The organism is Arthrobacter sp. BG3, from assembly GCF_056680185.1.
Window position 1 is genome coordinate 3,999,455 of record NZ_CM155270.1, and the last position, 24,710, is coordinate 4,024,164.

Consider the following 24,710-nt stretch of genomic DNA (forward strand, 5'->3'; position numbering starts at 1 on the left):
GCAGAAACCGATAGCATGGACGAGGCTGGCTGTGGTCCCCGTACGCCACAAGCTACGAAGCCTTAACCTTGAATAGGAGACACCCGTGTCAGATGCCCAGCAGATCACCCTTCTCGTCGATGGCGAAGAGACCAAGGTGGCTACCGGGACCACCGGCGCGGAACTCTTTTTTGAGCGCCGCGACGTCGTAGTGGCCCGTGTCAACGGCGAGCTGAGGGATTTGGACCAGCCGCTGCCCGAGGACGCCACGATCGAGGGCGTCACCATCGATTCCCCGGACGGCCTCAACGTCCTGCGCCACTCCGCCGCCCACGTCATGGCCCAGGCCGTGCAGCAGCTGCGCCCCGACGCCAAGCTCGGCATCGGCCCGTACATCACCGACGGCTTCTACTTCGATTTCGACGTCGAGGAGCCGTTCACGCCGGAGGACCTGAAGACCCTGGAAAAGATGATGCAAAAGATCATCAACCAGAACCAGAAGTTTGTCCGCCGCGTGGTCAGCGAGGACGAGGCCCGCGAGGCGATGAAGGACGAGCCGTACAAGCTCGAACTGATCGGCCTCAAAGGCGCCGGCTCCGACGCCGACGGCTCCAGCGTTGAGGTGGGCGGCGGCGAGCTGAGCATCTACGACAACGTGGAGCGCAAGGAAGGCACGACCGTCTGGTGCGACCTGTGCCGCGGCCCGCACCTGCCCAACACCAAGCTGATCTCCAACGCCTTCGCGCTCACCCGCTCCTCCGCGGCGTACTGGCGCGGCAGCGAGAAGAACAAGCAGCTGCAGCGCATCTACGGCACCGCCTGGCCCACCAAGGAAGCCCTCAAGGCCTACCAGGAGCGGATTGCCGAGGCCGAGCGCCGCGACCACCGCAAGCTTGGCGCGGAACTGGACCTGTTCTCCTTCCCGGACGAGCTGGGCTCCGGACTCCCGGTCTTCCACCCCAAGGGCGGCATCATCCGCAAGGCGATGGAGGACTACTCCCGGCAGCGGCACGTCGAGGCCGGCTATGAGTTCGTCTACACCCCGCACATCACCAAGGGCCACCTCTACGAGGTCTCCGGCCACCTGGACTGGTACCGGGAGGGCATGTTCCCCCCGATGCACATCGACGCGGAGCTCAACGAGGACGGCACCGTCCGTAAGCCCGGCCAGGACTATTACCTGAAGCCGATGAACTGCCCGATGCACAACCTCATCTTCCGCTCCCGCGGCCGGTCCTACCGCGAACTGCCGCTGCGGCTGTTCGAATTCGGCTCCGTCTACCGCTACGAGAAGTCCGGCGTCGTGCACGGCCTCACCCGGGTCCGCGGCATGACCCAGGATGACGCCCACATCTACTGCACCCGCGATCAGATGAAGGACGAGCTCACCAAGACGCTCAACTTTGTACTCGCGCTGCTCAAGGACTACGGCCTGAACGACTTCTACCTGGAGCTCTCCACCAAGGACCCGGAAAAGGCCGTGGGTTCGGACGAGATCTGGGAGGAAGCCACCCAGACCCTCGCCGAGGTCGCCGAGGGATCCGGCCTGGACCTGGTCCCGGATCCGGGCGGAGCCGCGTTCTACGGACCGAAGATTTCGGTGCAGGCCCGCGACGCGATCGGCCGGACCTGGCAGATGTCCACCATCCAGCTGGACTTCAACCTGCCCGAGCGCTTCGAACTCGAGTTCCAGGCCGCCGACGGGACCCGCCAGCGCCCGGTTATGATCCACCGCGCCCTGTTCGGATCGATCGAACGCTTCATGGGCGTCCTGACCGAGCACTACGCCGGCGCTTTCCCGGCCTGGCTGGCTCCGGTCCAGGTGGTCGGCGTGCCGGTGGCGGAGGCGTTCAACGACTACATGTTCGACGTCGTCGGCCAGCTCAAGGCCGCAGGCATCCGCGCCGAGGTGGACATTTCCTCGGACCGTTTCCCGAAGAAGATCCGCACCGCCAGCAAGGACAAAATCCCCTTCGTACTGATTGCCGGGGGTGACGACGCCGAAGCCGGCGCCGTGTCCTTCCGCTTCCGTGACGGCAGCCAGGACAACGGCGTGCCGGTGGCCGAGGCCGTCCAGCGGATCGTGGACGCCGTCCGCAACCGGACCAGCTAGCGGACAGGGAAGAACCAGGCATGCAGGAAACCACAGGGGCCGTTCCGGAGTATCCGGGGGACGACGGCGTGACCGACGACTTTGGCCTGGCCGGGGTGCCGGACGCGTTCCAGCGCCTGTGGACCCCGCACCGGATGGCCTACATCAAGGGCGGGCAGCACCAGTTCAAGAACGTGGACGACTGCCCGTTCTGCGTGGCGCCGGAACGCGAGGACGACGATTCACTGATCGTCTACCGCGGACGGACCAGCTACGTGGTGCTGAACCTGTTCCCCTACAACCCGGGCCACCTGCTGGTCTGCCCCTACCGGCACATCCCCGACTACACGGACCTCACCGTGGAGGAGACGGCCGAATTCGCCGAGCTGACCCAGACGGCGATGCGGGTGCTGCGCAAGGTCGCCAACCCGACCGGCTTCAACCTCGGAATGAACCAGGGCGTGACCGGCGGCGCCGGGATCGCCGGGCACCTGCACCAGCACGTCGTGCCGCGCTGGGGCGGGGACGGAAACTTCTTCCCGATCATCGCCCAGACCAAGGCCATCACGCAGACGCTGGGCGAGGTCCGCCAGCAGGTGGCGGACGCCTGGCCCCAGACCACCGCCGGGGCGACGGATACAGGGCAGGCGACCGCCGGGGCGACGGATGCTGAATAGGCACGCGCGCGGTTTCTTCACCGCCCTGTTTACCCCCCTTGCCCGGTGGCTGCTGCGGATCGGTGTCTCCCCGGATGCCGTGACCATCGTCGGGACGGCCGGCGTTGTGGTCGGTGCCCTGGTGTTCTACCCGCTGGGCCAGCTCTGGTGGGGAACCCTCTTCATCACCGCCTTCATCTTTTCCGACGTCATCGACGGCATCATGGCACGGATGCAAAAGGGCGGCGGCCGCTGGGGCAACTTCCTCGATTCCACCCTGGACCGGGTGGCCGACGGCGCATTGTTCGCCGGCGTCGCGGTCTGGTTCTTCACCGGAGGGGCGAACACCGCCATCGCGATCGCCGCCGTCGTCTGCCTGGTCCTGGGCATGGTGGTGTCCTACGCCCGGGCCAAGGCCGAGGCGCTGGGCTTCGAAGCAAACGTGGGCATCGCCGAGCGCGCCGAACGGCTCGTGTCAGTGCTGGTGGTCACCGGTTTCACCGGGCTGGGGCTGCCCACGGTGGTGCTTTTCGCGACGCTGTGCCTGCTTGCCGCTGCGAGCCTCGTGACCGTCATTCAGCGCATCATGACGGTGCGCCGCCAGTCGCTCGGGGAGACCGAGGGTACGGCCACCGAACAGGCCGCCTGAGCGCGCAGCTTCGCCGGGTCCCGCGCGTGTAACCGGAATTCAGCCCGGTCGCAGCGGGGGACTAGTATTAGCTTTACCGGCCAATGGATCCGGTAATCCGGTGTGTGCGAAGCGGCATTTGTGTGCCGTCCGCGCTCCGGCGAGGTCATCTATCTACCCATAGGGGTTTTTGTGTCTACACCTGATGTAAGCAGCGAAGCCGGCGCGTCCGCCAAGAGCGTTACGGGCAGCAACCGCGTCAAGCGCGGCATGGCGGAGATGCTCAAGGGCGGCGTCATCATGGACGTCGTCAACGTCGAGCAGGCCCTCATTGCCGAGGATGCCGGTGCCGTGGCAGTCATGGCGCTGGAACGCGTTCCCGCCGACATCCGCGCCCAGGGCGGCGTGTCCCGGATGTCGGATCCGGACATGATCGAGGCGATCATCGCGGCCGTGTCCATCCCGGTCATGGCGAAGGTCCGGATCGGCCACTTCGTCGAGGCCCAGGTCATCCAGACCCTCGGGGTGGACTACATCGACGAGTCCGAGGTCCTGACCCCGGCCGACTACGCCAACCACATCGACAAGTGGAACTTCACGATTCCCTTCGTCTGCGGCGCCACGAACCTGGGTGAGGCCCTGCGCCGCATCAACGAGGGCGCGGCCATGATCCGGTCCAAGGGCGAGGCCGGCACCGGCGATGTCTCCAACGCCACCACCCACATGCGCTCGATCCGTGCGGAGATCAAGCGGCTCGCCGGCATGGCCGAGGATGAGCTTTACGTCGCCGCCAAGGAGCTGCAGGCCCCGTACGAACTGGTCAAGGAAGTTGCCGCCACCGGCAAGCTCCCGGTCGTGCTGTTCACCGCCGGCGGCATCGCCACCCCGGCCGACGCCGCCATGATGATGCAGCTCGGCGCGGACGGCGTCTTCGTCGGCTCCGGCATTTTCAAGTCCGGCAACCCGGCCCAGCGCGCCGCCGCCGTCGTGAAGGCGACCACCTTCTTCGATGACCCGGACGAGATCGCCAAGGCCTCCCGCGGCCTGGGCGAGGCCATGGTCGGCATCAACGTGGACGAAATCCCGCAGCCGCACCGCCTCGCCGAGCGCGGCTGGTAGTTCGCGCCCTGGGGGCGCCGGACGGCGCTCCTGATTGAACGACGGCGGCCGGTCGCCTTCCTGAGGTGGCCGGCCGCCGTCGTCGTTTGTTTGTTTCTCAGTCGAGGCCGCGGCGCTTGAGCAGCGGTTCGAGTTCCGCGTCGCGGCCGCGGAAGGCGCGGAAGGAATCCAGCGGATCCCGGCTGTTGCCCCGGGAGAGCAGTTCGGCCCGGAAGAAGTTGCCGTTGGCCCGGGTCAGGCCGCCGTTCTCCTTGAACCATTCCACCGTCTCGGCGTCGAGCACCTCACTCCAGATGTAGGAGTAGTAGCCCGCGGCGTAGCCGGCGCCGGCAAAGATGTGCTGGAAGTAGCCGGTGCGGTAGCGCGGCGGGATCAGGTGGTGGGCCACACCGGCCGCGGCCAGCGCCTTGGCCTCGAACTCCAGGACATCCTCAGGCACGTCGGAGCGGTCCAGCACATGCCAGGCGAGGTCGAGCAGGGCCGCGCCCAGGTATTCGGTGGTGCCGAAGCCCTCGCCCCAGAGCTGGGCGGCGTCGAGTTTGTCCACGACCTCCTGCGGCAGCGCTTCGCCGGTGGCGTGGTGGCGGGCGTAGTTGGCGAGGACTTCCGGCCACATGATCCACATTTCATTCACCTGCGAGGGGTACTCCACGAAGTCCCGCGGCACGGCGGTGCCGGAGAAGCGCGGGTATGTGACCGAGGAGAACAGCCCGTGCAGGGCATGGCCGAACTCGTGGAACGTGGTGCGGAGCTCATCGAGGGTCAGGAGTGTGGGCTCCCCGGCCGGCGGCTTGGAGATGTTGAGGTTGTTGATCACCACGGGCCGGGTGTTGAGCAGTCCGGACTGTTCCACGAGGGAGTTCATCCAGGCCCCGCCGCGTTTGGATTCGCGGGTGTAGTAGTCGCCCAGGAACAGGCCCAGTTCGGTCCCGTCGGCGTTGCGGACCTCCCAGACGCGCACGTCCGGGTGGTAGCCGGCGAGGTCGGCGCGTTCGTGGAAGGAGATGCCGTAGAGCGCGTTGGCGGCGAAGAACACGCCGTCGTTGAGGACGCGGTCCAGCTCGAAGTAGGGGCGCAGGGCCTGCTCGTCCACGGCGTAGCGTTCGCGCTTGACCTTGGCCGAGTAGAAGGCCCAGTCCCAGGCCTCGAGGGGATGACCGGCGATTTCGGCCAGTGCTTCGGCCTCGGCGTCGGCGTTCCGGACCGCGGCCGGCGCGAGCCGGTTCATCATGGTCTGCACGGCCGCGAAGTCCGGGGCGGTCTGCTGGTCCACGGTGAGCTCGGCGTAGTTGGCGAAGCCCAGCAGCGTGGCTTTCTCGGCGCGGAGCCGGACCATGTGCTTGACCAGGCCCAGGACGTCGAGCGGGCCGCCGTCGCTGCCGCGGGCGATGGACGCCTCGTACAGGCGGCGGCGCACGTCCCGGTTTTCCAGGGCGGCGAGGGCGGGCTGGTTGCTGGGCTGGATCAGGGTGAGCAGGAACTTGCCCCCGTGGCCGGCGGTGCGGGCGGCTTCCGCGGCGCTGGCAACATCATCCGCGGGCAGCCCGGCGAGCTCTGACGCGTCGTCGAGAAGCAGCGAAGCGGACTTCATGGCTTCCTTGACCCGCTGGCCGAACTCCGTTCCGAGCCGGGAGAGTTCGGCGTTGACGGCCTTGAGCCGTTCCTGGCCGGCGCCGTCGAGCTGGATTCCGGACTGGCGGAACTCTTTGAGGTACTCGTCCACGAGACGGGCGGATTCGGCGCCGAGGCGGTCGGTGTTGAGCGCGGCGAACCGCTCGAACAGCCCCCGGTTGAGGTAGACGGCGTCCTGGTGGGCCGAGAAACGCGGGGACAGCGTTGTTTCGAGGTCGCGGATGGTATCCGAGGCGTCGGCCGAGACGAGGGTGAAGAAGGACGCCGCCGCGCGCTGCAGGAGCTGCCCGGACGTCTCCATGGCCAGCGCGGTGTTCTCGAAGGAGGCCGGCTCCGGCGTGTCCACGATTGCCTGGATTTCAGCGAGGTGCTCGGCGAGGCCGGCGTCCACGGCTTCGGCGTAATGCCCGTCGGTGATGTCCGCGAACGGCGGCAGGCCGAAAGGCAGGGGGCTGGGGCTCATCAGGGGATTGGTCATGAAATAACTCTTTCATGTAACGGGATCAGTCTCAACGGTCGGCTGGGCGTGTTGTGACCGCGGCCACCGTAGGATGGGCGCCATGCCTACGATCACCCCCGCGTTGCGCGGCCGTCTGTTCGCCGCCGCCGCGGCACTCTCCCTCGCGGCCACCATGGCCTCCTGCGGCAACGGCGGCCGCCCGGAAAGCGCCGCCCCGGCGTCGCCGGCGGACACCGGGAGCACCTCCGGGACGGCAGCAGCGCAGAGCCCGGGAACGACGGCGGCAGCGTCGCCGCCGGGCACCCCGTCGCCGACCGCTGCACCCACACCGGGGAAGGGTCCGGCCTGCGCGGCCGTCCGGTGCACGTCGGTACTGGTCACCGGGGACATGCTGGTCAACGCCCAGCTCTGGGAGCAGGCCCGCGCCGACGCCCTGGCCGGCGGCGCCAAGGGCCTGGACTTCGGCCCGATCCTCGAGGGCCAGCGCCGGTACATCGAGAAGAGCGACCTCGCGGTCTGCCATCTGGAAACACCCGTGGCCACCCCGGGCGGACCCTTTTCCGCCTATCCTTCCTTCAACGTTCCGCCGCAGATCACCACGGCTGTCCAGCAGGTCGGCTACCAGGCCTGCACCACCGCGAGCAACCACACCCTGGACCGCGGCACTGCAGGGCTGCTCCGCACGCTCGACGCGCTCGACGCCGCCGGGCTGCAGCACACCGGCTCCTACCGGAGCGAGGAGGACGCCCGGGGCATCATGATCCTGCCGACCGCGGGGGCGAAAATCGCCGTGATCGATGCGACGTACGGGCTGAACGGGCAGCTCCCCGAGGCGGCCTGGCAGGTGGACATGCTGGACCCCGAGGCCATGATCGCCAAGGCCAAAAAGGCCCGTGCCCTGGGTGCTGACATTGTGCTTGGCGCCATGCACGCCGGGGACGAGTATTCCAGTGCGCCCAACGCCGAGCAGAAGAACGTCGCCCACGCTCTCGCGGACAGCGGCCAGTTCACCATGATCTACGGCCACCACACGCACTCGGTGCTGCCGGTCGAGCAGTACAAGGGGACCTGGATTGCCTATGGCCTGGGCAACGGAATCACCGAGCTCTCGCCGGACTATGTGGTGAACAACGAGGGCCTGATGCTCAGGGCCCAGTTCAGCCAGGACGCCGCCGGGAGGTGGACCGCGTCCGACCTGGCCTGGGCGCCGTCGGTGATGGTCCGCGGACCCTACCGCTGGTGCTCCGTGGCATCAGACGCCCCGCAGGGCACCTGCGCCGGTGCCGCAGCCGACGCGGCCACCCGCCAGCGCACCCGGACCGTGGTCGAGTCGATGGGGGCCGCGGCTGCGGGCGCCCACGAGCTGCTCATCACCAAGGATCCTTAGGTTTGGCGGAACGACGCCGGGCAGCCGGCCGGGATCTTTGAGGACCTGCGGATCTTGCCCTGACAACAACCGGCGCATACCGTGGTGGTGACGCGAGGGGCCTGAGGAGCCGGCTCCCGTCACCACCGGACCGGAGGCTTTCGTGGGCAGTGTAACGACGGCGGACCGGGAAACCCGGAGCGGGAGCTTCCCGAACGGCATGGACTACCTGAGCCTGGGCAACGGCACGAAAACCCTCCTCTTCATCCAGGGCGGCCCCGGGAGCACGGTTCCCCAGGGGATGCTGCGCCGGGTGCTCCGGCGGCAGTTCACGCCCCTTCTCCAGGCCGGCTACTCCGTCTGGATTGTCACCCGGCGCCGGGGCATGCCGCCGGGGCACAGCGTCGCCGACATGGCGGATGACTACGCGCAGCTGATCGCCGATCAGTTCGGCGGCCGCGTGGACATCGTCGTGGCGGAGTCGTTCGGCGGCATGATCGGCCAGTATCTGGCGGCGCGGCATCCCGAATCCTTCGACCACATGGCCATGGTGGTCACCGCGGCGGAGCTGAGCGACTGGGGCAAGGACGTCGATTCCCGGATGGCGCAGGCCCTGGCCGCCGGGGACACGGACGGGGCCGGCATGGTCTTCGCCGAGTATCTGCTGCCGGGCCGGCGCCTGAAGTGGCTGCGGCGGCTGATCGGCCCGGCCATCAGGCGCGGGCTTCTGAGCGGATCCGAGTACCCGGCCCAGGATGTCCTCACCGAGGTGCGGGGCGAAGTGGCGTTCAACTCCCGGGACGTCCTGCCGCTCATCCGGCGGCCGGTGCTGCTGGTCTGCGGGGGCTCGGACCAGTTCTTCCCGCGCGGCGTCGCCCAGGAAACGGCCGGCCTCATCCCGGACTGCACCCTCATCTGGTACGAGGGCAAGGGCCACATCCGGGCAGCCTCCAGCGGCCGCATTGCCCAGGATGTGCTGGCGTTCGCCGGCCGCGGCCACAACGTGGCCGGGAGTGATGCCGGGGCGGAGTGCTAGGGTCCCATCACCCCGACGGGCCGATGGCCTCCACGGAGATCAGGACCACACCCAGATCCCGGACCTTGGCGAGGATCCCGTGCAGTCCGGAGTCGACCACGCCTGTGATCTGAAGAGCAGGCCGTACAGTATCCTTCCGGGCAACGAACGGCTCAGCCCCTCCGCCGAGGTCGCCGGAAGCGCGCGGGGTCGCCGTAACGTTCCGGCGACTCTGCCGCCCTCCGGCGATTTCGCGTCCGGGACCAGCCACCAACCGCCGGCTCAGCGGGGGCGGCGGGCGGCGTGTTCGCGGGCCAGGACGGCGTAGGTGTCATCCGGGGTGCCGGGGGAGAAGCTGCCGTATTTGCGCTCGACGGCGGTCCGGATGAGGAAGTCCGCCAGAGCCGGGTTCTTCGGCAGCAGCGAGCCGTGCAGGTAGCTCGCCACGATGTTCTTGTAGCGCGCGCCTTCCTGGCCGTCGTGGCTGTTGTTGCCCGTGCCCTTGGCGGTAATGCCCAGCGGCGCGACGCCCGGACCGAGGGTGGTCTGGCCGCTGTGGTTCTCGTAGCCGAGGACGGTGCCGAATTCGGGGGAGGATATCGACACGTTGCCGATCAGCCGCTGGTCCGTGCCGTGCGTCTCCACATCGAGGATGCCGATCCCGGGGATGACGGAACCCGTGCGGGTCTTGAAGAACTTCCCGAACAGCTGGTACAGGCCGCAGATCACCAGCATGGGCGTGCCGTTCTCGGCCAGTTCCTTCAGGACGGACTCCCGCGACAGCAGGTCATCCTGGATCACCAGCTGTCCGCTGTCCTGTCCGCCGCCGCCGACGATCAGGTCGACCTTCGCCGGGAAGTCGTCGCCGACGTTGTATTCGAGCAGCTCCGGGGTGTAGCCATGCCAGCGCAGCCGCTGTGCCAGCACCAGCGCGTTGCCCCAGTCGCCGTAGATGTTCATGTCCCGCGGGTACAGCTGCACGACCCGGATGGTCCCCTTGCTGGGCGCGGGGGAGTCCTCCGGCGGAAGCTCGTGCCCGAAGGAGAGCGGGGGGTGCCCGGGCTCGTTGGACGGCACGGACGCACCGGCCTGGGACTGGGGGGTCATGAGACCACCTCCACTGTGGTGATTTTGGACAGCTCGCGGCGGATGGCCAGCATCGCTGTGTAGGTGCAGAAGACCCGCTTGGGTTTGTCCTTGGCCGCGCTGATGAAGGCGGCCAGGGCGGGCGCAATCTCGGTGTTCACCGCGCCGACCGGGACGTCGTCGTACTGCAGCCGCAGCGCCATGTCGTAGGCGCGTGAGCCGCTCAGCTGGTCCACGCCGCCCACGCGGAGGGTGTCGAATTCGACGTCCCACAGCCAGGACATGTCCCGGCCGTCGGCGTAATTGTCGTTGATCGCGATCATCGTGGCGTAACCCGCGGCGGGAAAGGACTTCAGCCCGAGGCGGAAGCCGCTGGGGTTTTTCACCAGCACCAGGTCCAGCGGCAGGCCGTCAACGACGAGGCTTTCACCGCGTCCGAACGCCGGCGCCACCTGGGACAGTGCCTTCAGCAGGCCCTCGTTGTCCGCAACGGCCGTTTCCCCAGGGGCAGAATCCCTCACCGCGATGGCCCGGGCCAGCGTCAGCGCGGCCGCGGCGTTAAAGATGTTGTAGACGCCGCGGAGCTTCATCGCCGTGGTGGCCGTGACGCCGTCGTACTCAAAGTCCGCGTCCGCGGCACCCACCCGGCGCAGCACGACGTCGGCGTGCGGTCTGGCGGGAGCCGGCGGCACCGGGCTGCCGGGGGCCGCCCGCAGCTCGTCGTCGTTCGGGAAGGTGCTGAGCAGGGAGTCGTCGAGGCCGAAGTAGCGGACCTCGGGACCGTCGAGCGTTTCCGCGATCCGGGCGACGCGCGGGTCCTCGCGGTTCAGCACCACGGTCCCCGTGGTCTTGGAAGCGATGTGCTGCAGCAGCTGCGCCGTCTTGTCGATCTCGCCAAAGCGGTCCAGCTGGTCCCGCAGGACGTTGAGCAGGAGGCAGTAGCGCGGCGGAACCTGGTTGACGAAGTGCACCGCGTGGGCCTCATCAAGTTCCAGCACGGCGACGTCCGCGTTCAACCGTCCCCGCCAGTCCACCTCGCCGAGCAGCGCGGCGGCCACGCCGCGGGTGAAGTTGCTGCCGGTGCGGTTGGTGAAGACCTTCAGCCCCTGGCTCTCGAGCAGTTCCACCACCATTTTGGTGGTGGTCGTTTTGCCGTTCGTGCCGCTGACGACGGCGACGCCGTGCGGCAGGGTCGAGAGTGTCCTGCGCATGAAGCCGGGGTCGATCTTCTCGACGACCAGCCCGGGAAGGGCCGAGCCTCCGCCCCTAAGCCGGGAGACCCGGCGGACGAGCTTGCCGAGCGGAACGCTGAAGTAAAACATGCTTTGTAATATATCCCAGCGGAGGCATGGAAGCCCGCCGCGAACCGGCCCCGCGTGCCCGGTCGAAGCGGACCGCGCATTATGCTGTTCGGATGACCAACCCCTCTACTGTGCCTCCTTCCCGCGTGGGAACAGGCCTCCGGATCGGTGTCCTGGCCCTCCAGGGCGACTTCCGGGAGCACCTGCACGCGATGGAAGCAGCCGGCGCCACGGGCGTCAGCGTCCGCCGGCCGTCCGAACTCGACGGCCTCGACGGCCTCATCATTCCCGGCGGCGAATCGACCACCATCGACAAGCTGTCCAGGGCGTTCGGGCTCCGCGACCCGCTGCGCCGGCGCATCCGCGACGGGCTGCCCGTCTACGGCTCCTGCGCCGGGATGATCCTCCTCGCCGACGAGATCACCGACCCCGCGAAGGACCTCGCCGGCAACCCGCAGCAGACGTTCGGCGGGCTGGACATCACGGTGCGCCGGAACGCCTTCGGCCGGCAGCGCGAGTCGTTCGAGACGGATCTCGATTTCAAGGGTCTCGGTTTCAGCGCCACTGAGGACGGCGTGGCCCCGGTCCATGCGGTCTTCATCCGCGGACCCTGGGTGGAACGCGTCGGCGGCGGTGTGGAGGTCCTCGCCACGGTTGAACCGTCCAGGGCGTCCCACCCCGAGGCCCTGGCCGGGACGGCTAGAATTGTAGCTGTGCGTTCCGGCAAGCTGCTGGCCACCTCCTTCCACCCGGAAGTGACGGGGGAGAAGCGCGTGCATGAATTGTTTATTCGAATGATCAGAGGAGAAGCGTAAAGCATGTCAGGCCACTCCAAATGGGCAACGACCAAGCACAAGAAGGCCATCCTCGACAGCCGCAGGGCCAAGTCGTTCGCCAAGCTGATCAAGAACATCGAAGTTGCCGCACGCATGGGCGGCCCCGACCTGGCCGGCAACCCGGGCCTGGAACTTGCCGTCACCAAGGCCAAGAAGACCTCGGTTCCCGCTGACAACATCGACCGCGCCATCAAGCGCGGCGCCGGCCTCACCGGCGAGGTCGTGGACTACACCGAGATCATGTACGAATGCCGCGGTCCGCAGGGCTCCGCGCTGCTGATCGAATGCCTCACGGACAACAAGAACCGTGCGGCCTCCGAGGTCCGGCTCGCCATTTCCCGCAACGGCGGCACCATCGCCGACCCCGGATCGGTCAGCTACCTCTTCTCCCGCAAGGGCGTTGTCTCGCTGCCGAAGAACGGCCTGACCGAGGACGATGTCCTGATGGCCGTCCTCGACGCCGGCGCCGAGGAAGTCAAGGACAACGGCGACAGCTTCGAGATCCACTCCGAACCGACCGACCTCCAGGCCATCCGCGATGCGCTAAAGGACGCCGGCATGGAGTACGACACCGACGAGGCCGAGTTTGTGCCCTCCATGCAGGTGCCGCTGGATCTCGACGCCGCCAAGAAATTCATGAAGCTCGTGGACGCCCTCGAGGAACTCGACGACGTCCAGAACGTCTACAGCAACGCCGACCTCAGCGACGAAGTGCAGGCCGCACTGGAAGCCGAGTGACCCTTCGCGTCCTCGGCGTCGATCCGGGCCTCACCCGCTGCGGGATCGGCGTCGTGGACGTCGAAAAAAACCGCCGCGCCACCATGGTGGCGTTCGGCGTCGTCGGAACATCACCCGAGGAAAGCCTGGACCAGCGACTGCTGGTCATCGCCACCTCGATCGATGAATGGCTGGACCGGTACGAGCCCCACGTCCTTGCGGTCGAACGCGTGTTCTCCCAGCTCAACGTCAGCACCGTGATGGGCGTTGCCCAGGCCTCCGGCGTCGTGATCGCCGCCGCCGCCCGCCGCGGCATCCCGGTGGCGCTGCACACCCCGTCCGAGGTCAAGGCCGCCGTCACCGGCAGCGGAACGTCCAACAAGGATGCCGTCACCAAGCTGGTGACCAAAATCCTCCGGCTCGACGCCCCGCCACGGCCGGCCGACGCCGCCGACGCCCTCGCGCTGGCCATTACCCACGCGTGGCGGGCCGGGATCGGGACACCCAGCAAGGGCGCAGCCACCACCGGGCCGGGGAGCCTGTCCCTGACCCCGGCGCAGCGGGCCTGGGCGGACGCCGAAGCCAAAGCGCGCCGGGCACGCTGAATGTCCGGCTGTCCTGAAGTAGAACTTGGTAGGGTATTCGTAGATATGTTCGGATAGTCCGGTCTTTCCCGGTTCTATCTTTCAGCTGAATTTTCAGGAGCCCGGCTTTGATCAGTTTTCTCCGCGGAACCGTAGCGCACGTCGGCCTGTCCTCCGCCGTGATCGACCTCAACGGCGCCGGCATGAGCGTCAACGCCACGCCGCAGACCCTCAGCAGGCTCCGCACCGGCGAGGAGGGGAAACTCTTCACCTCCCTGATCGTGCGCGAGGACTCCCTGACCCTGTTCGGGTTCGGCAGTGACGACGAACGCGAGGTCTTCGACGTCCTGCTCAGCGTCAGCGGCGTCGGACCCAGGCTGGCGCTGGCTGTCCTGGCCGTGCACGAGCCCGAAGCGATCCGCGTTGCGGCGCACTCCGGCGACGGCAAGGCCTTCACGAAAGTGCCGGGCATCGGCCCCAAGGTAGCCGGCCGGATCGTGCTCGAACTGGCTGGAAAGCTGGTGCCGCACGGCACCGCCGGCGGCACCCCGGCGCCGGCGGCATCCTCCGAAGCAGTCTGGAAGCCGCAGGTCGTTGCGGCCATGACAAGCCTGGGCTGGTCCGAGAAGGACGCCACCTCCAGCATCGACAAGTCACTTGCTGATTCACCCGAACTGGCCGAGAAGGGCAACGTCGCCGAGATCCTGCGCGCCACCCTCCGCTGGCTGGGCCAGGACGGCGCCCGCGCCGGGAACAGGGTAGGCGCCCGTGGCTGAGCCGTCGATTGTCGCCGGGGGGGAGGAACCGGAGGAGCGGGTCATTGAGGCCGCACTCCGGCCCAAGAACCTGCACGACTTCGTCGGCCAGCACCGGGTCCGCAAACAGCTCTCCCTCGTCCTGGAGGCCTCGCGCATGCGCGGCCGCAGCGCGGACCACGTCCTGCTCTCCGGTCCTCCCGGTCTGGGCAAGACCACACTGTCGATGATCATCGCGGCCGAGATGAACGCCCCGCTGCGGATCAGCAGCGGACCGGCCATCCAGCACGCCGGGGACCTGGCGGCGATCCTGTCCTCGCTTTCCGAAGGGGAGGTGCTCTTCCTCGACGAGATCCACCGGATGTCCCGGCCTGCCGAGGAAATGCTCTATATGGCGATGGAGGACTTCCGGGTCGACATCGTCGTCGGCAAGGGTGCCGGTGCCACCGCGATCCCGCTGGAACTCCCGCCGTTCACCCTGGTGGGTGCCACCACCCGCGCCGGCCTGCTGCCCGGGCCGCTCCGGGACCGTTTCGGTTTCACCGGCCACCTCGAGTTCTACTCCGTGGCTGAACTGGAACTCGTGCTCCGGCGGTCCGCCGGGCTCCTGGACCTCAAGGTCAATTCCGCCGGTTTCAGCGAGATCGCGGGGCGTTCGCGCGGCACGCCCCGGATCGCCAACCGGCTCCTGCGCCGGGTCCGCGACTGGGCACTGGTGCACGGGATCGAGCAGATCGATGCCCGGGCCGCGTCCGCGGCGCTGGACATGTACGAGGTCGACAAACGAGGCCTGGACCGGCTCGACCGTGCCGTCCTTGAGGCCCTCATCATGAAGTTCGGCGGCGGGCCGGTGGGGCTGTCGACCCTGGCCATCGCCGTCGGCGAAGAGACCGAAACCGTGGAAACCGTCGCCGAGCCGTACCTCGTCCGTGAGGGGCTGCTGGGACGCACCCCGCGGGGGAGGATCGCACTCCCGCCTGCCTGGACGCACTTGGGCTTCGCAGTGCCGCCCGGAATCTTCGCGCAGGACCCGCTGGAACTCTTCCGGGTCGACGACGAGGCCACGGACCCGGAGGACGGGCTGGGCCAGGACGCTGATCCGGAATGGATCCGTAACAGTCAATAGCACCGCGCCGTAACCTTTTCCCTTTAGACTGGAATGACGCTCGGCACGTTCGGGTCTTTGTTTCTGTGGGCGGGCCAGCACCTGGCCGCCGTCGGCCCGGCATGAATCCCTGCCAGCCGGCCCGGAGCGAAACCGACGTTGCTGTAAACCAGCTACGCAAGTACAGAACGGAATTATCCCTGTGTTCGGACTTATCTCTGCCCAGACCCAGCCGCAGGCCGGCGGCGGTATCGACATCATGACCATCCTGTTGTTCGCCATGCTTGGCGTCTTCGTCTTCATGATGTTCCGCCGCAATAAGAAGACCCAGCAGCAGCAGTCGCAGCTCCAGTCGAAGTTCGCACCCGGTGTTGAAGTCATGACGAGCTTTGGCCTGTACGGCCGCATCGTAGAAATCGACGAGGACGAGAACAAGGTCCTGCTGGAACTCTCCCCGGGCAACACCGCCACCGTGCACCGCCAGGCAGTCACGAAGATCGTCGAGCCGGTTGTCGCGGCAGAGGAGCCCACGGTCGTTCCCGACGACGCCTCCTCGCTCACCATCGACAAGGCACGCAGCGACGTTCCGGTCAGCGAAGCCCCGCGCGATGAGACGCCGGAAGAAACCCTGCGCCGCCTCAACAACGAAGGCAAGAAAGACAGCTAGTCTGCCTGTTTGAGCTATCCCGCGAAGTAACGGCTGCGGGCAACCGCCGGAGCGGGCCCGCCAGGGCCGCCCGGCGGTTCCTCCGTAATTAATAGAAAGATCGACAATGGCACGAACTGGCCCCAAAAATTCAGCCCTCAGGGTGCTGGTTTGGCTCGGCGTTATCCTCGCCGTCCTGACCGCCGTCCTGGCAGGCGGCACCATGGCCGGCCAGGCGAGCTGGGCTCCCAAGCTCGCCCTGGACCTTGAAGGCGGCACCCAGATGATCCTGGCGCCCAAGGTTGAGGGCGGTTCGGACATCAACGAAGACCAGCTCAACCAGGCCGTGGCGATCATCCGCCAGCGCGTGGACGGTTCCGGCGTTGCGGAAGCTGAAATCAGCACGCAGTCCGGACGGAACGTCGTCGTCAGCCTCCCGGGCACACCGTCAAAGGAAACCCGTGCACTGATCCAGGCGTCCGCCGACATGAACTTCCGGCCTGTCCTGCAGGCCGGGCCCGGCGCAGCCGTCCCCGCGGAGTCCCAGACCCCGGAAGACCAGCTGCCCAAGCCCACCGCGGAGCCCACCAACGGCAGCGACATCAACTGGGTTACCCCGGAGATCTACAAGAAGTTCGAGACGCTCGACTGCGACCACCCCTCGCAGGACAAGCAGGAACGCTCCGACCCGGCCAAGCCGCTGGTCACCTGCGAACCGGCCTCCGCCAACTCACCGGCGATCAAATACATCCTTGGTCCGGTTGAGGTCAAGGGCTCCATGATCTCGGGGTCCACCTTCCAGCTGCAGCGCGGCGCCCAGGGCGCGGTGACCAACGAGTGGGCTGTGAACATCCAGTTCAACGCGGAAGGCACCGCCAAGTTCAAGGAAGTCACTGAGCGGCTGTACAAGTTCTACGCCGCCGGCGGCGCCCAGGGCGGTTCGGATCCGAAGTCCCAGTTCGCGATCGTCCTCGACGACCAGGTCATTTCCGCTCCGCGGTCCCTCGCCGTCATCACCGACGGCCGTCCGCAGATCACCGGCGGGTTCACCGAGAAGTCGGCCAAGGCCCTCTCGGACCAGCTGCGCTTCGGTGCCCTGCCGATCAGCTTCGAGATCCAGAGCGAACAGCAGATTTCGGCGACCCTCGGCGGGGAGCAGCTCCGGATGGGCATGCTTGCCGGCCTGATCGGCCTGCTGCTGGTGGTGGTGTACTCGCTGTTCCAGTACCGGGCGCTGGGCCTGGTCACCGTCGCCTCCCTCGTGGTGGCCGGCGCGCTGACGTACCTGGCCATCTGCATCCTGGGCTGGACGGAGAACTACCGGTTGTCCCTCGCCGGCGTCGCAGGCATCATCGTGGCCATCGGCCAGACCGCTGACTCGTTCATCGTCTACTTCGAACGCATCCGTGATGAGCTCCGTGAAGGACGCGGCCTCGTGTCGGCAGTCGAGAACGGCTGGAAGCGTGCCAAGCGCACCGTCCTGGCGTCCAAGGCCGTCAACCTGTTGGCCGCCCTGGTGCTGTACTTCGTGGCAGTGGGCAACGTCCGCGGCTTCGCCTTCACCCTCGGCCTGACGGCCATCGCCGACCTCATCGTCGTCTTTATGTTCACCCACCCGACCCTGCAGATGCTGGCCAAGACCAGATTCTTCGGGGAGGGCCACCGGTTCTCGGGACTGGATCCGAAGAGTCTCGGCGCCGTTCCCCTGTACCGGGGCGCGGGCCGGCTCCGCACTCCTGCGGACAAGCCGGCAGCTGTTGCCGCGCTCCGCGCCAAGAACACCGGCGCCACGGCTGAGGCCGAACGCCGGATGACCATTGCAGAACGACGCCTCGCGGAACGACAGGAACAGCTTGCCGGTTCCTCCAAGAGCACGTCCAAGGAGGGCAACTAAATGGCCAGCAGCTTTGCCAAATTCGGCAATGAGCTCTACACGGGCAAGCGCTCGTACGACTTCGTGGAATCCAAGAAGATCTGGTTCCTGATCGCAGCTGTCCTCGTTGCGCTGTCGATCCTGCTGCCCGTCGCCAAAGGCGGGTTCAACCTCGGCATCGAATTCCGCGGCGGCTCGGAGTTCACCGTCTCCAACGTGAAAACCACCGACGCTGCCATCGGAGAGAAAGCCGTCACGGACGTCGTTCCCGGCAGCATTCCGCGGGTGGCAAACGTCGCCGGCAACACCATGCGCATCCAGACGGACAAGCTCTCCGACGATGAGACGCTGCAGATCAAGGAAGGCCTCACCAACGCCTACGGCGTGACCGAGAACGAGGTGACGTCCACGTTCGTCGGCCCCACCTGGGGTGCAGACGTGACCAGGCAGGCCCTGCTGGGCCTGGCGATCTTCGTCGGACTCGCCGCCGTGCTGATGGCGCTGTACTTCCGGACCTGGAAGATGTCCCTCTCGGCACTCGTGGGAATGCTCGTGACGATGTTCATCACGGCCGGCGTGTACGCCCTCAGCGATTTCGAGGTCACGCCCTCGGCCATCATCGGCTTCCTGACCGTGCTGAGCTATTCGCTGTACGACACCGTGGTGGTCTTCGACAAAATCCGCGAGAACACCTCGGACCTGCAGGCCTCCACCCGGCGGACCTTCGGCGAGGAAGTCAACCTGGCCGTCAACCAGACCCTGGTCCGTTCCATCAACACGATGATGGTGGCCATCCTCCCGGTGGGTGCCATCCTGTTCATTGGCGCCGGGCTGCTGGGCGCCGGAACGCTGCGGGACCTCTCGCTGGCCCTGTTTGTGGGGATCCTGATCGGCACAGCGGCCACGATCTTCATCGCCGCACCGCTCTACGCCTGGCTGCGGCAGGGCGAGCCGGAACTGGTCAAGCAGGCCCAGCGCGTGCACCAGCGCCGCGCCCAGGCTGCCGCGAAGACCGACGCTGCGGCGGCGTCCGCCACGGCCTAGCCGCAGCGGTCCCGCCGGACAGCTCACCGCCGGGATGCCACCCGGCGGCCCCAACGGGCCGGAGAACGTCATTCCTGACGCTCTCCGGCCCGTCGCCGTATCGCCGCCGGTTATCGATGTATCCTGCCGCGGGAATACACTGGAAGAATTAACAGGTTCGGAGAGGTGCTCCATTGGAAGAACGTTCGACGCCGGTGCCAGCAGCGGCGGTGGATAAGGCCCCAGGCCAGGGTTCACAGACTGGTGTGGTGGCTCCCGGACGCGCCGATCCGCCGGTCCCCGTGGACAGCTCCGGAGCACGCCCGACTTTCCCCGGCCGGCGTGAGCGCACCCGCTCCCGGCTTGCCCGGCTGACCGGGCGCGGGGCCCCCGCGTATTCCCCCATTCTCGAGCCGCTGCTGCGCACCGTCCGCGCCAACAACCCCAAAGAGGACTTCGACCTCATCCAGCGCGCCTTCGTCGTGGCGGAGACCTGCCACCGCGGCCAGAAGCGCAAGAGCGGCGATCCGTACATCACCCACCCGGTCGCGGTGGCCACCATCCTGGCCGAGCTGGGTCTCAGCGGGACCACCCTGGCCGCGGCGCTGCTGCACGACACGGTCGAGGACACCTCCTACACCCTGGATGACCTGAAGGCCGAATTCGGGCCCGAAGTGGCCATGCTCGTTGACGGTGTCACCAAACTGGACAAGGTCAGCTTCGGTGAGGCGGCGCAGTCGGAGACCGTGCGCAAGATGGTTGTGGCCATGGCCAAGGACATCCGTGTCCTCATGATCAAGCTGGCCGACCGGCTGCACAACGCCAGGACGTGGCGTTTCGTCTCGGCCGAGTCCTCGGCGCGCAAGGCCCGGGAAACCCTGGAAATCTTCGCCCCGCTGGCGCACCGGCTCGGTATGAACACCATCAAGTGGGAACTGGAAGACCTCTCCTTCGCGGCCCTGTACCCGAAGGTCTACGAGGAAATCGTGCGGATGGTGGGGGACCGGACCCCCGAGCGCGAAAAGAACCTCTCCGTCATCCGCGACCAGATCACCGAGGACCTGCGCGCGGCCAAGATCAAGGCCACCATCACGGGCCGGCCAAAGCACTACTACTCCATCTACCAAAAAATGATCGTCCGGGACAAGGACTTCGACGACATCAACGACCTGATGGGCGTCCGGGTCCTGGTCGACTCCGTCCGGGACTGTTACGCGGCACTGGGCGCCATGCACTCGCGCTGGAACCCCCTCCCGGGGCGGTTCAAGGACTACATCGCGATGCCCAAATTCAACATGTACCAGTCCCTGCACACCACGGTGATCGGCCCGGGCGGCAAACCCGTGGAGATCCAGATCCGCACCCATGAGATGCACCGCCGCGCCGAATACGGCGTCGCCGCGCACTGGAAGTACAAGGACCAGCCGAACCGCACGGCGGCCGGGCCGGGAAGCCCGCGCGACGGCGACATGGGCTGGCTCCGGTCCTTGGTGGACTGGCAGCAGGAAACTTCGGACCCGGGTGAGTTCCTCGACTCGCTGCGCTTTGAAATCAACGCCCGCGAAGTCTTCGTCTTCACCCCGAAGGGCGAGGTCATGGCCCTGCCCGCCGGCTCCACGCCCGTGGACTTCGCCTACGCGGTCCACACCGAGGTGGGCCACCGGACCATCGGTGCCCGCGTCAACGGCAAGCTGGTGCCGCTCAACAGCGAACTGAACCACGGCGACTGGGTGGAGATCTTCACCTCCAAAGCTGAAGGTGCCGGGCCCAGCCAGGACTGGCAGCACTTCGTCAAGAGTGCCCGCGCCCGCAACAAGATCAGGCAATGGTTCAGCAAGGAACGCCGCGAGGAGTCGATCGACCGCGGCAAGGAGCTGCTGACGAAGGCGATGCGCAAGCAGAACCTCCCGCTGCAGCGCCTCATGACGCACGACGCCCTCGCCGCGATAGCCGAGGACTTCAAGTACGTTGACATCTCCGGCCTCTACGCCGGCGTCGGTGACGGCCATACCTCCGCGCAGTCCGTCATGGAACGCCTCGTGGAGAGCCTGGGCGGCAATGACACCCCCGAGGACGACCTCAGCGAGGTTTCCATCCCGACCCAGGTCACCAAAACCCGGTACTCCGATTCCGGTGTCGTGGTGCGCGGGGTGGACGACGTGTGGGTCAAGTTGGCCCGCTGCTGCACCCCGGTGCCGCCTGATCCGATTCTGGGCTTCGTCACCCGCGGCTCCGGCGTCTCCGTGCACCGGACGGACTGCACCAACGTCAGCGGACTGCGGGAGCAGCCGGACCGGATCGTCGAAGTTGAATGGGCACCCACCCAGTCGAGCGTTTTCCTGGTCGAAATCCAGGTCGAAGCGCTCGACCGCAAGTCCCTGCTCTCGGACGTGACCCGGATCCTGTCGGAGAACCACGTCAACATTCTGGCGGCCAGTGTGCACACCTCCACGGACCGGGTGGCCATCTCCAAGTTTGCCTTCGAAATGGGCGACCCCAAGTACCTGAGCCACGTCCTGAGCGCCGTCCGCCGCATCGACGGGGTCTTTGACGTCTACCGCACGACCGGTAACCGGCGGCGCAGCTGACCTCAGCCGCTGCCGTGCGGTCCGCGGGGCCCGTCCTCAGGGTGCCGGGCCGGCCCGCAGGTGTTCAAGTTTCGCCAGGGCTGCCCTTTTGTGCGGCATCCTCGGGGCGGCCTCCACAGCGAGCATAAGCAGCCGGAGGCGCAGGCCCAGCTCGGGCCTGGCCAGGAGGGCCCGCAGCGCCGGCACAGCCCGTTCGGGGTCCACGTGCAGGGCGATGTCCACGGAGGTCCGCAGCGGGCTGGAGACCATCAGCCCGCCCAGGCTCACGACATCGTACGGGCCCAGGCGCACCTCATGCAGGGTGCAGCCACGGGTGGACCTGAGGCTGGAAATCCGCCGGCTGGCATCCACGAGCAGCGCGAGCCGGTCCGGTTCGGCGGCGCAGCCGTAGATCCAGGCCGCCGTCATCCTGCCTGCGACGACCCGCTGCCGGATGGCCGGACGGATGAGGATGGACGCGGCGCGGGCGCGGAGCTGCGGTGTGGGCCGTGTTCCGGGTGTCAGGTAGCCCTGCTGGGAGAGCTGCGCCAGCACGCCGTCGGACGCCATCGCCTGAAGCTCCGGCCACGAGAAAAGTGCCCCGGGGGTGTACAGCTCTGGCGGAGGCGGGTCCGGCGCGGCAGGGCCTGGAACAATGACCATACGGCCATAGTGTCCGTTCCGTGGAAAAGCCAACAGGCCCCGCACCGGTCATGTGGATAACCGGTACGGGGCCTGGTTCAGGCAGCTCGCTGCCTTACTGCATGGCGGCTAGGAAAGCTCGCTGGCGGACTTCTCCAGCTGTTCCAGCCATGCCTCGCGGGCTTCGAGGGCTTCCTTGGCGGCCTTGATCTTGCGCTCGTCGCCGGCCTTCTCGGCCTTGGCGAGGTCATCCCGGAGCCCGGCAATGGCCGATTCCAGCTGCGTCAGCGCGCTGTTGGTGCGGGCCTTCGTCTCCGGGTTGGAGCGCTTCCAGTTCTCGTCTTCAGCCTGGCGGACGGCGTCCTCGACCTTCCGCAGCCCGGCCTCAACCCGTGCCATGTCAGCGCGCGGAACCTTGCCGGCCTCTTCCCAACGGTCGCGGATGGACTGGAGCGCCTTCTTGGTGGCGGCGAGGTCCTTGATCGGAAGGAGCTCACTGGCTTCCGCCAGCAGGGCTTCCTTGACCACCAGGTTGGCGCCGTATTCCTGGTCGATCTCGTCGTTGGCTGCCTGCCGGTGGGTGAAGAAGACGTCCTGGGCGGCACGGAACCGTGCCCAGAGGGCGTCGTCGTCCTTGCGGCTGGCGCGCGGTGATGCTTTCCACTCGTCCATCAGGCGGCGGTATTCGCCGGCGGCGAAGCCCCAGTCGGTCGAGGAGGACAGTTCTTCCGCCTCGGCGATCAGCTTCTCCTTGACGGCCTTGGCCGCCGAGTTGGTGCTGTCCAGCTGGGAGAAGTATGCGCGGCGGTGGCGGTCAAAGACTGTACGGGCGGCACGGAACCGCTTCCAGAGGGCGTCCTCGTTGCTGCGGCCGAGCCGGACGCCGCTCTTCTGCGCGGTCTTCCAGCTCTCGAACAGTTCGTTCATCCGGGCGCTGGAGGTCTTCCACTGGATCTGGGCCGGGTCGTGGCCTGCGATCTCTTCGGCCTCGGCGACGATGGCCTCGCGGGCGGCCAGTTCGGCAGCGCGGACGGCGTCGTGTTCGGCTTTCTCGGCTTTTTCGAGATCGGAGATCTGCGTGGCGAGAGTGTCCAGGCGGGCCTCGGCGGAGCGGATATCGCCTACCATGTTGCGCTCTGCCAGCTGCTCGCGCAGGTGTGTGACGGTCTTCTGCATGTCCGTGCTGGGCGCCTTGGAGCTGACGCGCTGTTCCAGCAGGAGGATCTGCGCGGTGACGTCGTCGTACTTCCGGGCGAAGTAGCCCAGGGCCTCGTCATCGCTGACGCCCGGGTACTGGCCGACGGCGTGTTCCTCGCCATCGACGGTCAGGAACACGTGGCCGTCTCCTTCAACACGGCCCCAGCGTGCGGCTTCTGCCAGCGAGGCTGCGGAGGACACCGACGCCGGCGCGGCGGCCGGAGCTGCCGGTGAGGGCTTGGCTTTCGGCCGGGCAGCGAAGGCTGCCGGTGACGGCGCGGGGCGCGCGGCGGCCGGAGCCTCGGGTGCGGCGGGAGCCGCGGCGTCGGCCGCAGCGGCCGCTGCGTCCGGCCCGGTTGCCGTCTCGGGCGCCGTGTTGGTGGGAGTGTCGGTCGTCTGCGCTGTGCCGTGTTCTACGAACGAAGCCTCGGCTTCGGTTTCGTTGGCAGCTGCTGCTGACACTGTTTCGTCGGATTTCTGACTGTCTGTCACCGCTAGAAGTCTTTCGCTTGGAGGGAAATACCGGGGCCGTGGCCCAGAGGGCAACGGCTGGTTACTTCAGAGAGAACGAGTCTATCGTGACTGGTTCCGCGGGGGCGCCGTCTGTGGCGTTATCACCGGGTTTTAGTCCGGCGGCCGCAATATTTGCCACCACATCCAAGCCGGAGGTCACCTTCCCCACCACGGTGTAGCCGCCCGCGGCATCGGCCGGGATGACGGTGTCCTTGTACACAATGAAGAACTGGGTGCCGTTGCCGTAGGCGTTTCCGCCGCTTCTGGCGACCGCGATGGTCCCGGCCGGGTACTTGTTGTCCGGGGGAGTGTTCTCCAGCGGGCCCCAGGTGTAGCTCGGATCGCTGCTGCCGTCGCCGGCCTTGGAGCCGCACTGCAGCACGCCGAACGTCTCGGCCGTGGTGAGCCGGTGGCAGTTCAGCCCGGCGTAGAAATTCTGGTCCGCCAGGGACTTGAAGACGGCGGCCGCCTGGGGTGCCTTGGTGCCGTCGAGTTCGACGCCGAGGGTGCCGCGGTTGAGCTTGAGCTCGCCGGTGAAGGTCTGGCCGGCGGCCGTTTCAGGCTTCGGGATGTTGTCGGCGTTGCTGGGGGAGGCCGACGGCGTGGCGTCCGGCGTGGCGGACGGGGTGGTGAGCCCGGCCTGGACGGCAGCGTATTCGGCCTCGGTTGGATTGGAGGAGAAGACCGTCAGCTGCAGCACCAGCGCAACGGCGACCGCAGCCGTTCCTGCGCCGACGGCGAGCACGTTGTCGCGCTTCCGGCGACGATCCTGCTCCTTGCGCAGCTCGCGCTTTGCCTCCATTTGCTGGACGCGCCGCTTGGCTTCGCGGGCGCTCCGTGAACTGGCCGCCAAAAGTCCTCCTGGGTGTAGGGCCGAAACCGGGACAGCGCCGGGGCGTCGTCGCGGGTTCAGGGGTC

Annotated in this window: 21 protein-coding genes; 15 read left to right on the forward strand and 6 right to left on the reverse strand. The window is 67.4% G+C overall.

The genetic code is table 11. The annotated features are described in order from the left end of the window. Positions 1 to 85: 85 nt before the first annotated feature. The 4 genes from thrS (at position 86) to pdxS (ending at position 4,474) form a co-directional block, all read left to right on the forward strand. A complete protein-coding gene (thrS, locus tag AC1MFL_RS18075) occupies positions 86 to 2,092 on the forward strand; it encodes a threonine--tRNA ligase (RefSeq protein WP_479811678.1) in 2,007 nt (668 codons plus the stop codon). A 20-nt stretch (positions 2,093 to 2,112) separates the two neighbouring features. Next, the gene (locus tag AC1MFL_RS18080; RefSeq protein ID WP_479811680.1) at positions 2,113 to 2,748 is read left to right on the forward strand and encodes an HIT family protein; all 636 of its coding nucleotides are present in this window, start codon (positions 2,113 to 2,115) and stop codon (positions 2,746 to 2,748) included. Beyond that, positions 2,738 to 3,376, forward strand: a complete 639-nt coding sequence (gene pgsA, locus AC1MFL_RS18085) for a phosphatidylinositol phosphate synthase (protein WP_479811682.1) — start codon at positions 2,738 to 2,740, stop codon at positions 3,374 to 3,376. Before AC1MFL_RS18080 ends, pgsA begins: the two co-directional genes overlap by 11 nt. 171 nt (positions 3,377 to 3,547) lie before the next feature. Then, on the forward strand, positions 3,548 to 4,474 hold the full coding sequence (gene pdxS, locus AC1MFL_RS18090) for a pyridoxal 5'-phosphate synthase lyase subunit PdxS (RefSeq protein ID WP_479811684.1): 927 nt from the start codon (positions 3,548 to 3,550) through the stop codon (positions 4,472 to 4,474). A gap of 97 nt (positions 4,475 to 4,571) precedes the next feature. On the opposite strand, the gene AC1MFL_RS18095 is transcribed toward pdxS, so the two are convergent. After that, positions 4,572 to 6,584 (reverse strand): M3 family metallopeptidase, encoded by a 2,013-nt coding sequence (locus tag AC1MFL_RS18095; protein ID WP_479811686.1) that lies wholly within the window; start codon positions 6,582 to 6,584, stop codon positions 4,572 to 4,574. An 82-nt stretch (positions 6,585 to 6,666) separates the two neighbouring features. On the opposite strand from AC1MFL_RS18095, the gene AC1MFL_RS18100 reads away from it, so the two are divergent. Continuing rightward, positions 6,667 to 7,953: a CapA family protein gene (locus AC1MFL_RS18100; protein WP_479811688.1), complete on the forward strand. Its 1,287-nt coding sequence runs from the start codon at positions 6,667 to 6,669 to the stop codon at positions 7,951 to 7,953. Between the two features lie 142 nt (positions 7,954 to 8,095). Next, positions 8,096 to 8,968 carry an alpha/beta fold hydrolase gene (locus AC1MFL_RS18105; protein ID WP_479811690.1) on the forward strand — a complete coding sequence of 291 codons (873 nt, stop codon included), beginning with the start codon at positions 8,096 to 8,098 and terminating at the stop codon, positions 8,966 to 8,968. A 261-nt stretch (positions 8,969 to 9,229) separates the two neighbouring features. Here AC1MFL_RS18105 and AC1MFL_RS18110 read toward each other — a convergent pair whose 3' ends face one another. Then, positions 9,230 to 10,054, reverse strand: coding sequence for a type 1 glutamine amidotransferase (locus AC1MFL_RS18110; RefSeq protein WP_479811692.1), 825 nt, complete (start codon positions 10,052 to 10,054; stop codon positions 9,230 to 9,232). After that, complete coding sequence (locus AC1MFL_RS18115; protein ID WP_479811694.1) at positions 10,051 to 11,355, reverse strand: MurT ligase domain-containing protein; 1,305 nt, start codon at positions 11,353 to 11,355, stop codon at positions 10,051 to 10,053. Before AC1MFL_RS18115 ends, AC1MFL_RS18110 begins: the two co-directional genes overlap by 4 nt. Before the next feature lie 92 nt (positions 11,356 to 11,447). On the opposite strand from AC1MFL_RS18115, the gene pdxT reads away from it, so the two are divergent. From pdxT to AC1MFL_RS18160, 9 genes are all read left to right on the forward strand, one after another. Then, positions 11,448 to 12,149, forward strand: a complete 702-nt coding sequence (pdxT, locus tag AC1MFL_RS18120; protein ID WP_479811696.1) for a pyridoxal 5'-phosphate synthase glutaminase subunit PdxT — start codon at positions 11,448 to 11,450, stop codon at positions 12,147 to 12,149. 3 nt (positions 12,150 to 12,152) lie between these two features. Further along, positions 12,153 to 12,908 carry a YebC/PmpR family DNA-binding transcriptional regulator gene (locus AC1MFL_RS18125; RefSeq protein WP_226759199.1) on the forward strand — a complete coding sequence of 252 codons (756 nt, stop codon included), beginning with the start codon at positions 12,153 to 12,155 and terminating at the stop codon, positions 12,906 to 12,908. Beyond that, positions 12,905 to 13,492, forward strand: coding sequence for a crossover junction endodeoxyribonuclease RuvC (gene ruvC, locus AC1MFL_RS18130; RefSeq protein ID WP_479811698.1), 588 nt, complete (start codon positions 12,905 to 12,907; stop codon positions 13,490 to 13,492). The genes AC1MFL_RS18125 and ruvC overlap by 4 nt, the downstream gene beginning before the upstream one ends. A gap of 107 nt (positions 13,493 to 13,599) precedes the next feature. Further along, positions 13,600 to 14,247 carry a Holliday junction branch migration protein RuvA gene (gene ruvA / locus AC1MFL_RS18135; protein WP_479811700.1) on the forward strand — a complete coding sequence of 216 codons (648 nt, stop codon included), beginning with the start codon at positions 13,600 to 13,602 and terminating at the stop codon, positions 14,245 to 14,247. Next, a complete protein-coding gene (gene ruvB, locus AC1MFL_RS18140; protein WP_479811702.1) occupies positions 14,240 to 15,352 on the forward strand; it encodes a Holliday junction branch migration DNA helicase RuvB in 1,113 nt (370 codons plus the stop codon). Before ruvA ends, ruvB begins: the two co-directional genes overlap by 8 nt. A 238-nt stretch (positions 15,353 to 15,590) precedes the next feature. Further along, positions 15,591 to 15,998, forward strand: coding sequence for a preprotein translocase subunit YajC (yajC, locus tag AC1MFL_RS18145; protein WP_479815558.1), 408 nt, complete (start codon positions 15,591 to 15,593; stop codon positions 15,996 to 15,998). Between the two features lie 106 nt (positions 15,999 to 16,104). Next, on the forward strand, positions 16,105 to 17,871 hold the full coding sequence (gene secD, locus AC1MFL_RS18150) for a protein translocase subunit SecD (protein ID WP_479811704.1): 1,767 nt from the start codon (positions 16,105 to 16,107) through the stop codon (positions 17,869 to 17,871). After that, positions 17,872 to 18,894, forward strand: a complete 1,023-nt coding sequence (gene secF, locus AC1MFL_RS18155) for a protein translocase subunit SecF (protein WP_479811705.1) — start codon at positions 17,872 to 17,874, stop codon at positions 18,892 to 18,894. A 173-nt stretch (positions 18,895 to 19,067) separates the two neighbouring features. Continuing rightward, the gene (locus AC1MFL_RS18160) at positions 19,068 to 21,461 is read left to right on the forward strand and encodes a RelA/SpoT family protein (protein ID WP_479811707.1); all 2,394 of its coding nucleotides are present in this window, start codon (positions 19,068 to 19,070) and stop codon (positions 21,459 to 21,461) included. Positions 21,462 to 21,497: 36 nt separating this feature from the next. On the opposite strand, the gene AC1MFL_RS18165 is transcribed toward AC1MFL_RS18160, so the two are convergent. The 3 genes from AC1MFL_RS18165 to AC1MFL_RS18175 form a co-directional block, all read right to left on the reverse strand. Next, a complete protein-coding gene (locus AC1MFL_RS18165; RefSeq protein WP_479811709.1) occupies positions 21,498 to 22,103 on the reverse strand; it encodes a hypothetical protein in 606 nt (201 codons plus the stop codon). A gap of 108 nt (positions 22,104 to 22,211) precedes the next feature. Continuing rightward, positions 22,212 to 23,771: a DUF349 domain-containing protein gene (locus AC1MFL_RS18170; protein ID WP_479811710.1), complete on the reverse strand. Its 1,560-nt coding sequence runs from the start codon at positions 23,769 to 23,771 to the stop codon at positions 22,212 to 22,214. Between the two features lie 61 nt (positions 23,772 to 23,832). Beyond that, positions 23,833 to 24,645: a peptidylprolyl isomerase gene (locus AC1MFL_RS18175; RefSeq protein WP_479811712.1), complete on the reverse strand. Its 813-nt coding sequence runs from the start codon at positions 24,643 to 24,645 to the stop codon at positions 23,833 to 23,835. Between the last annotated feature and the right edge of the window lie 65 nt (positions 24,646 to 24,710).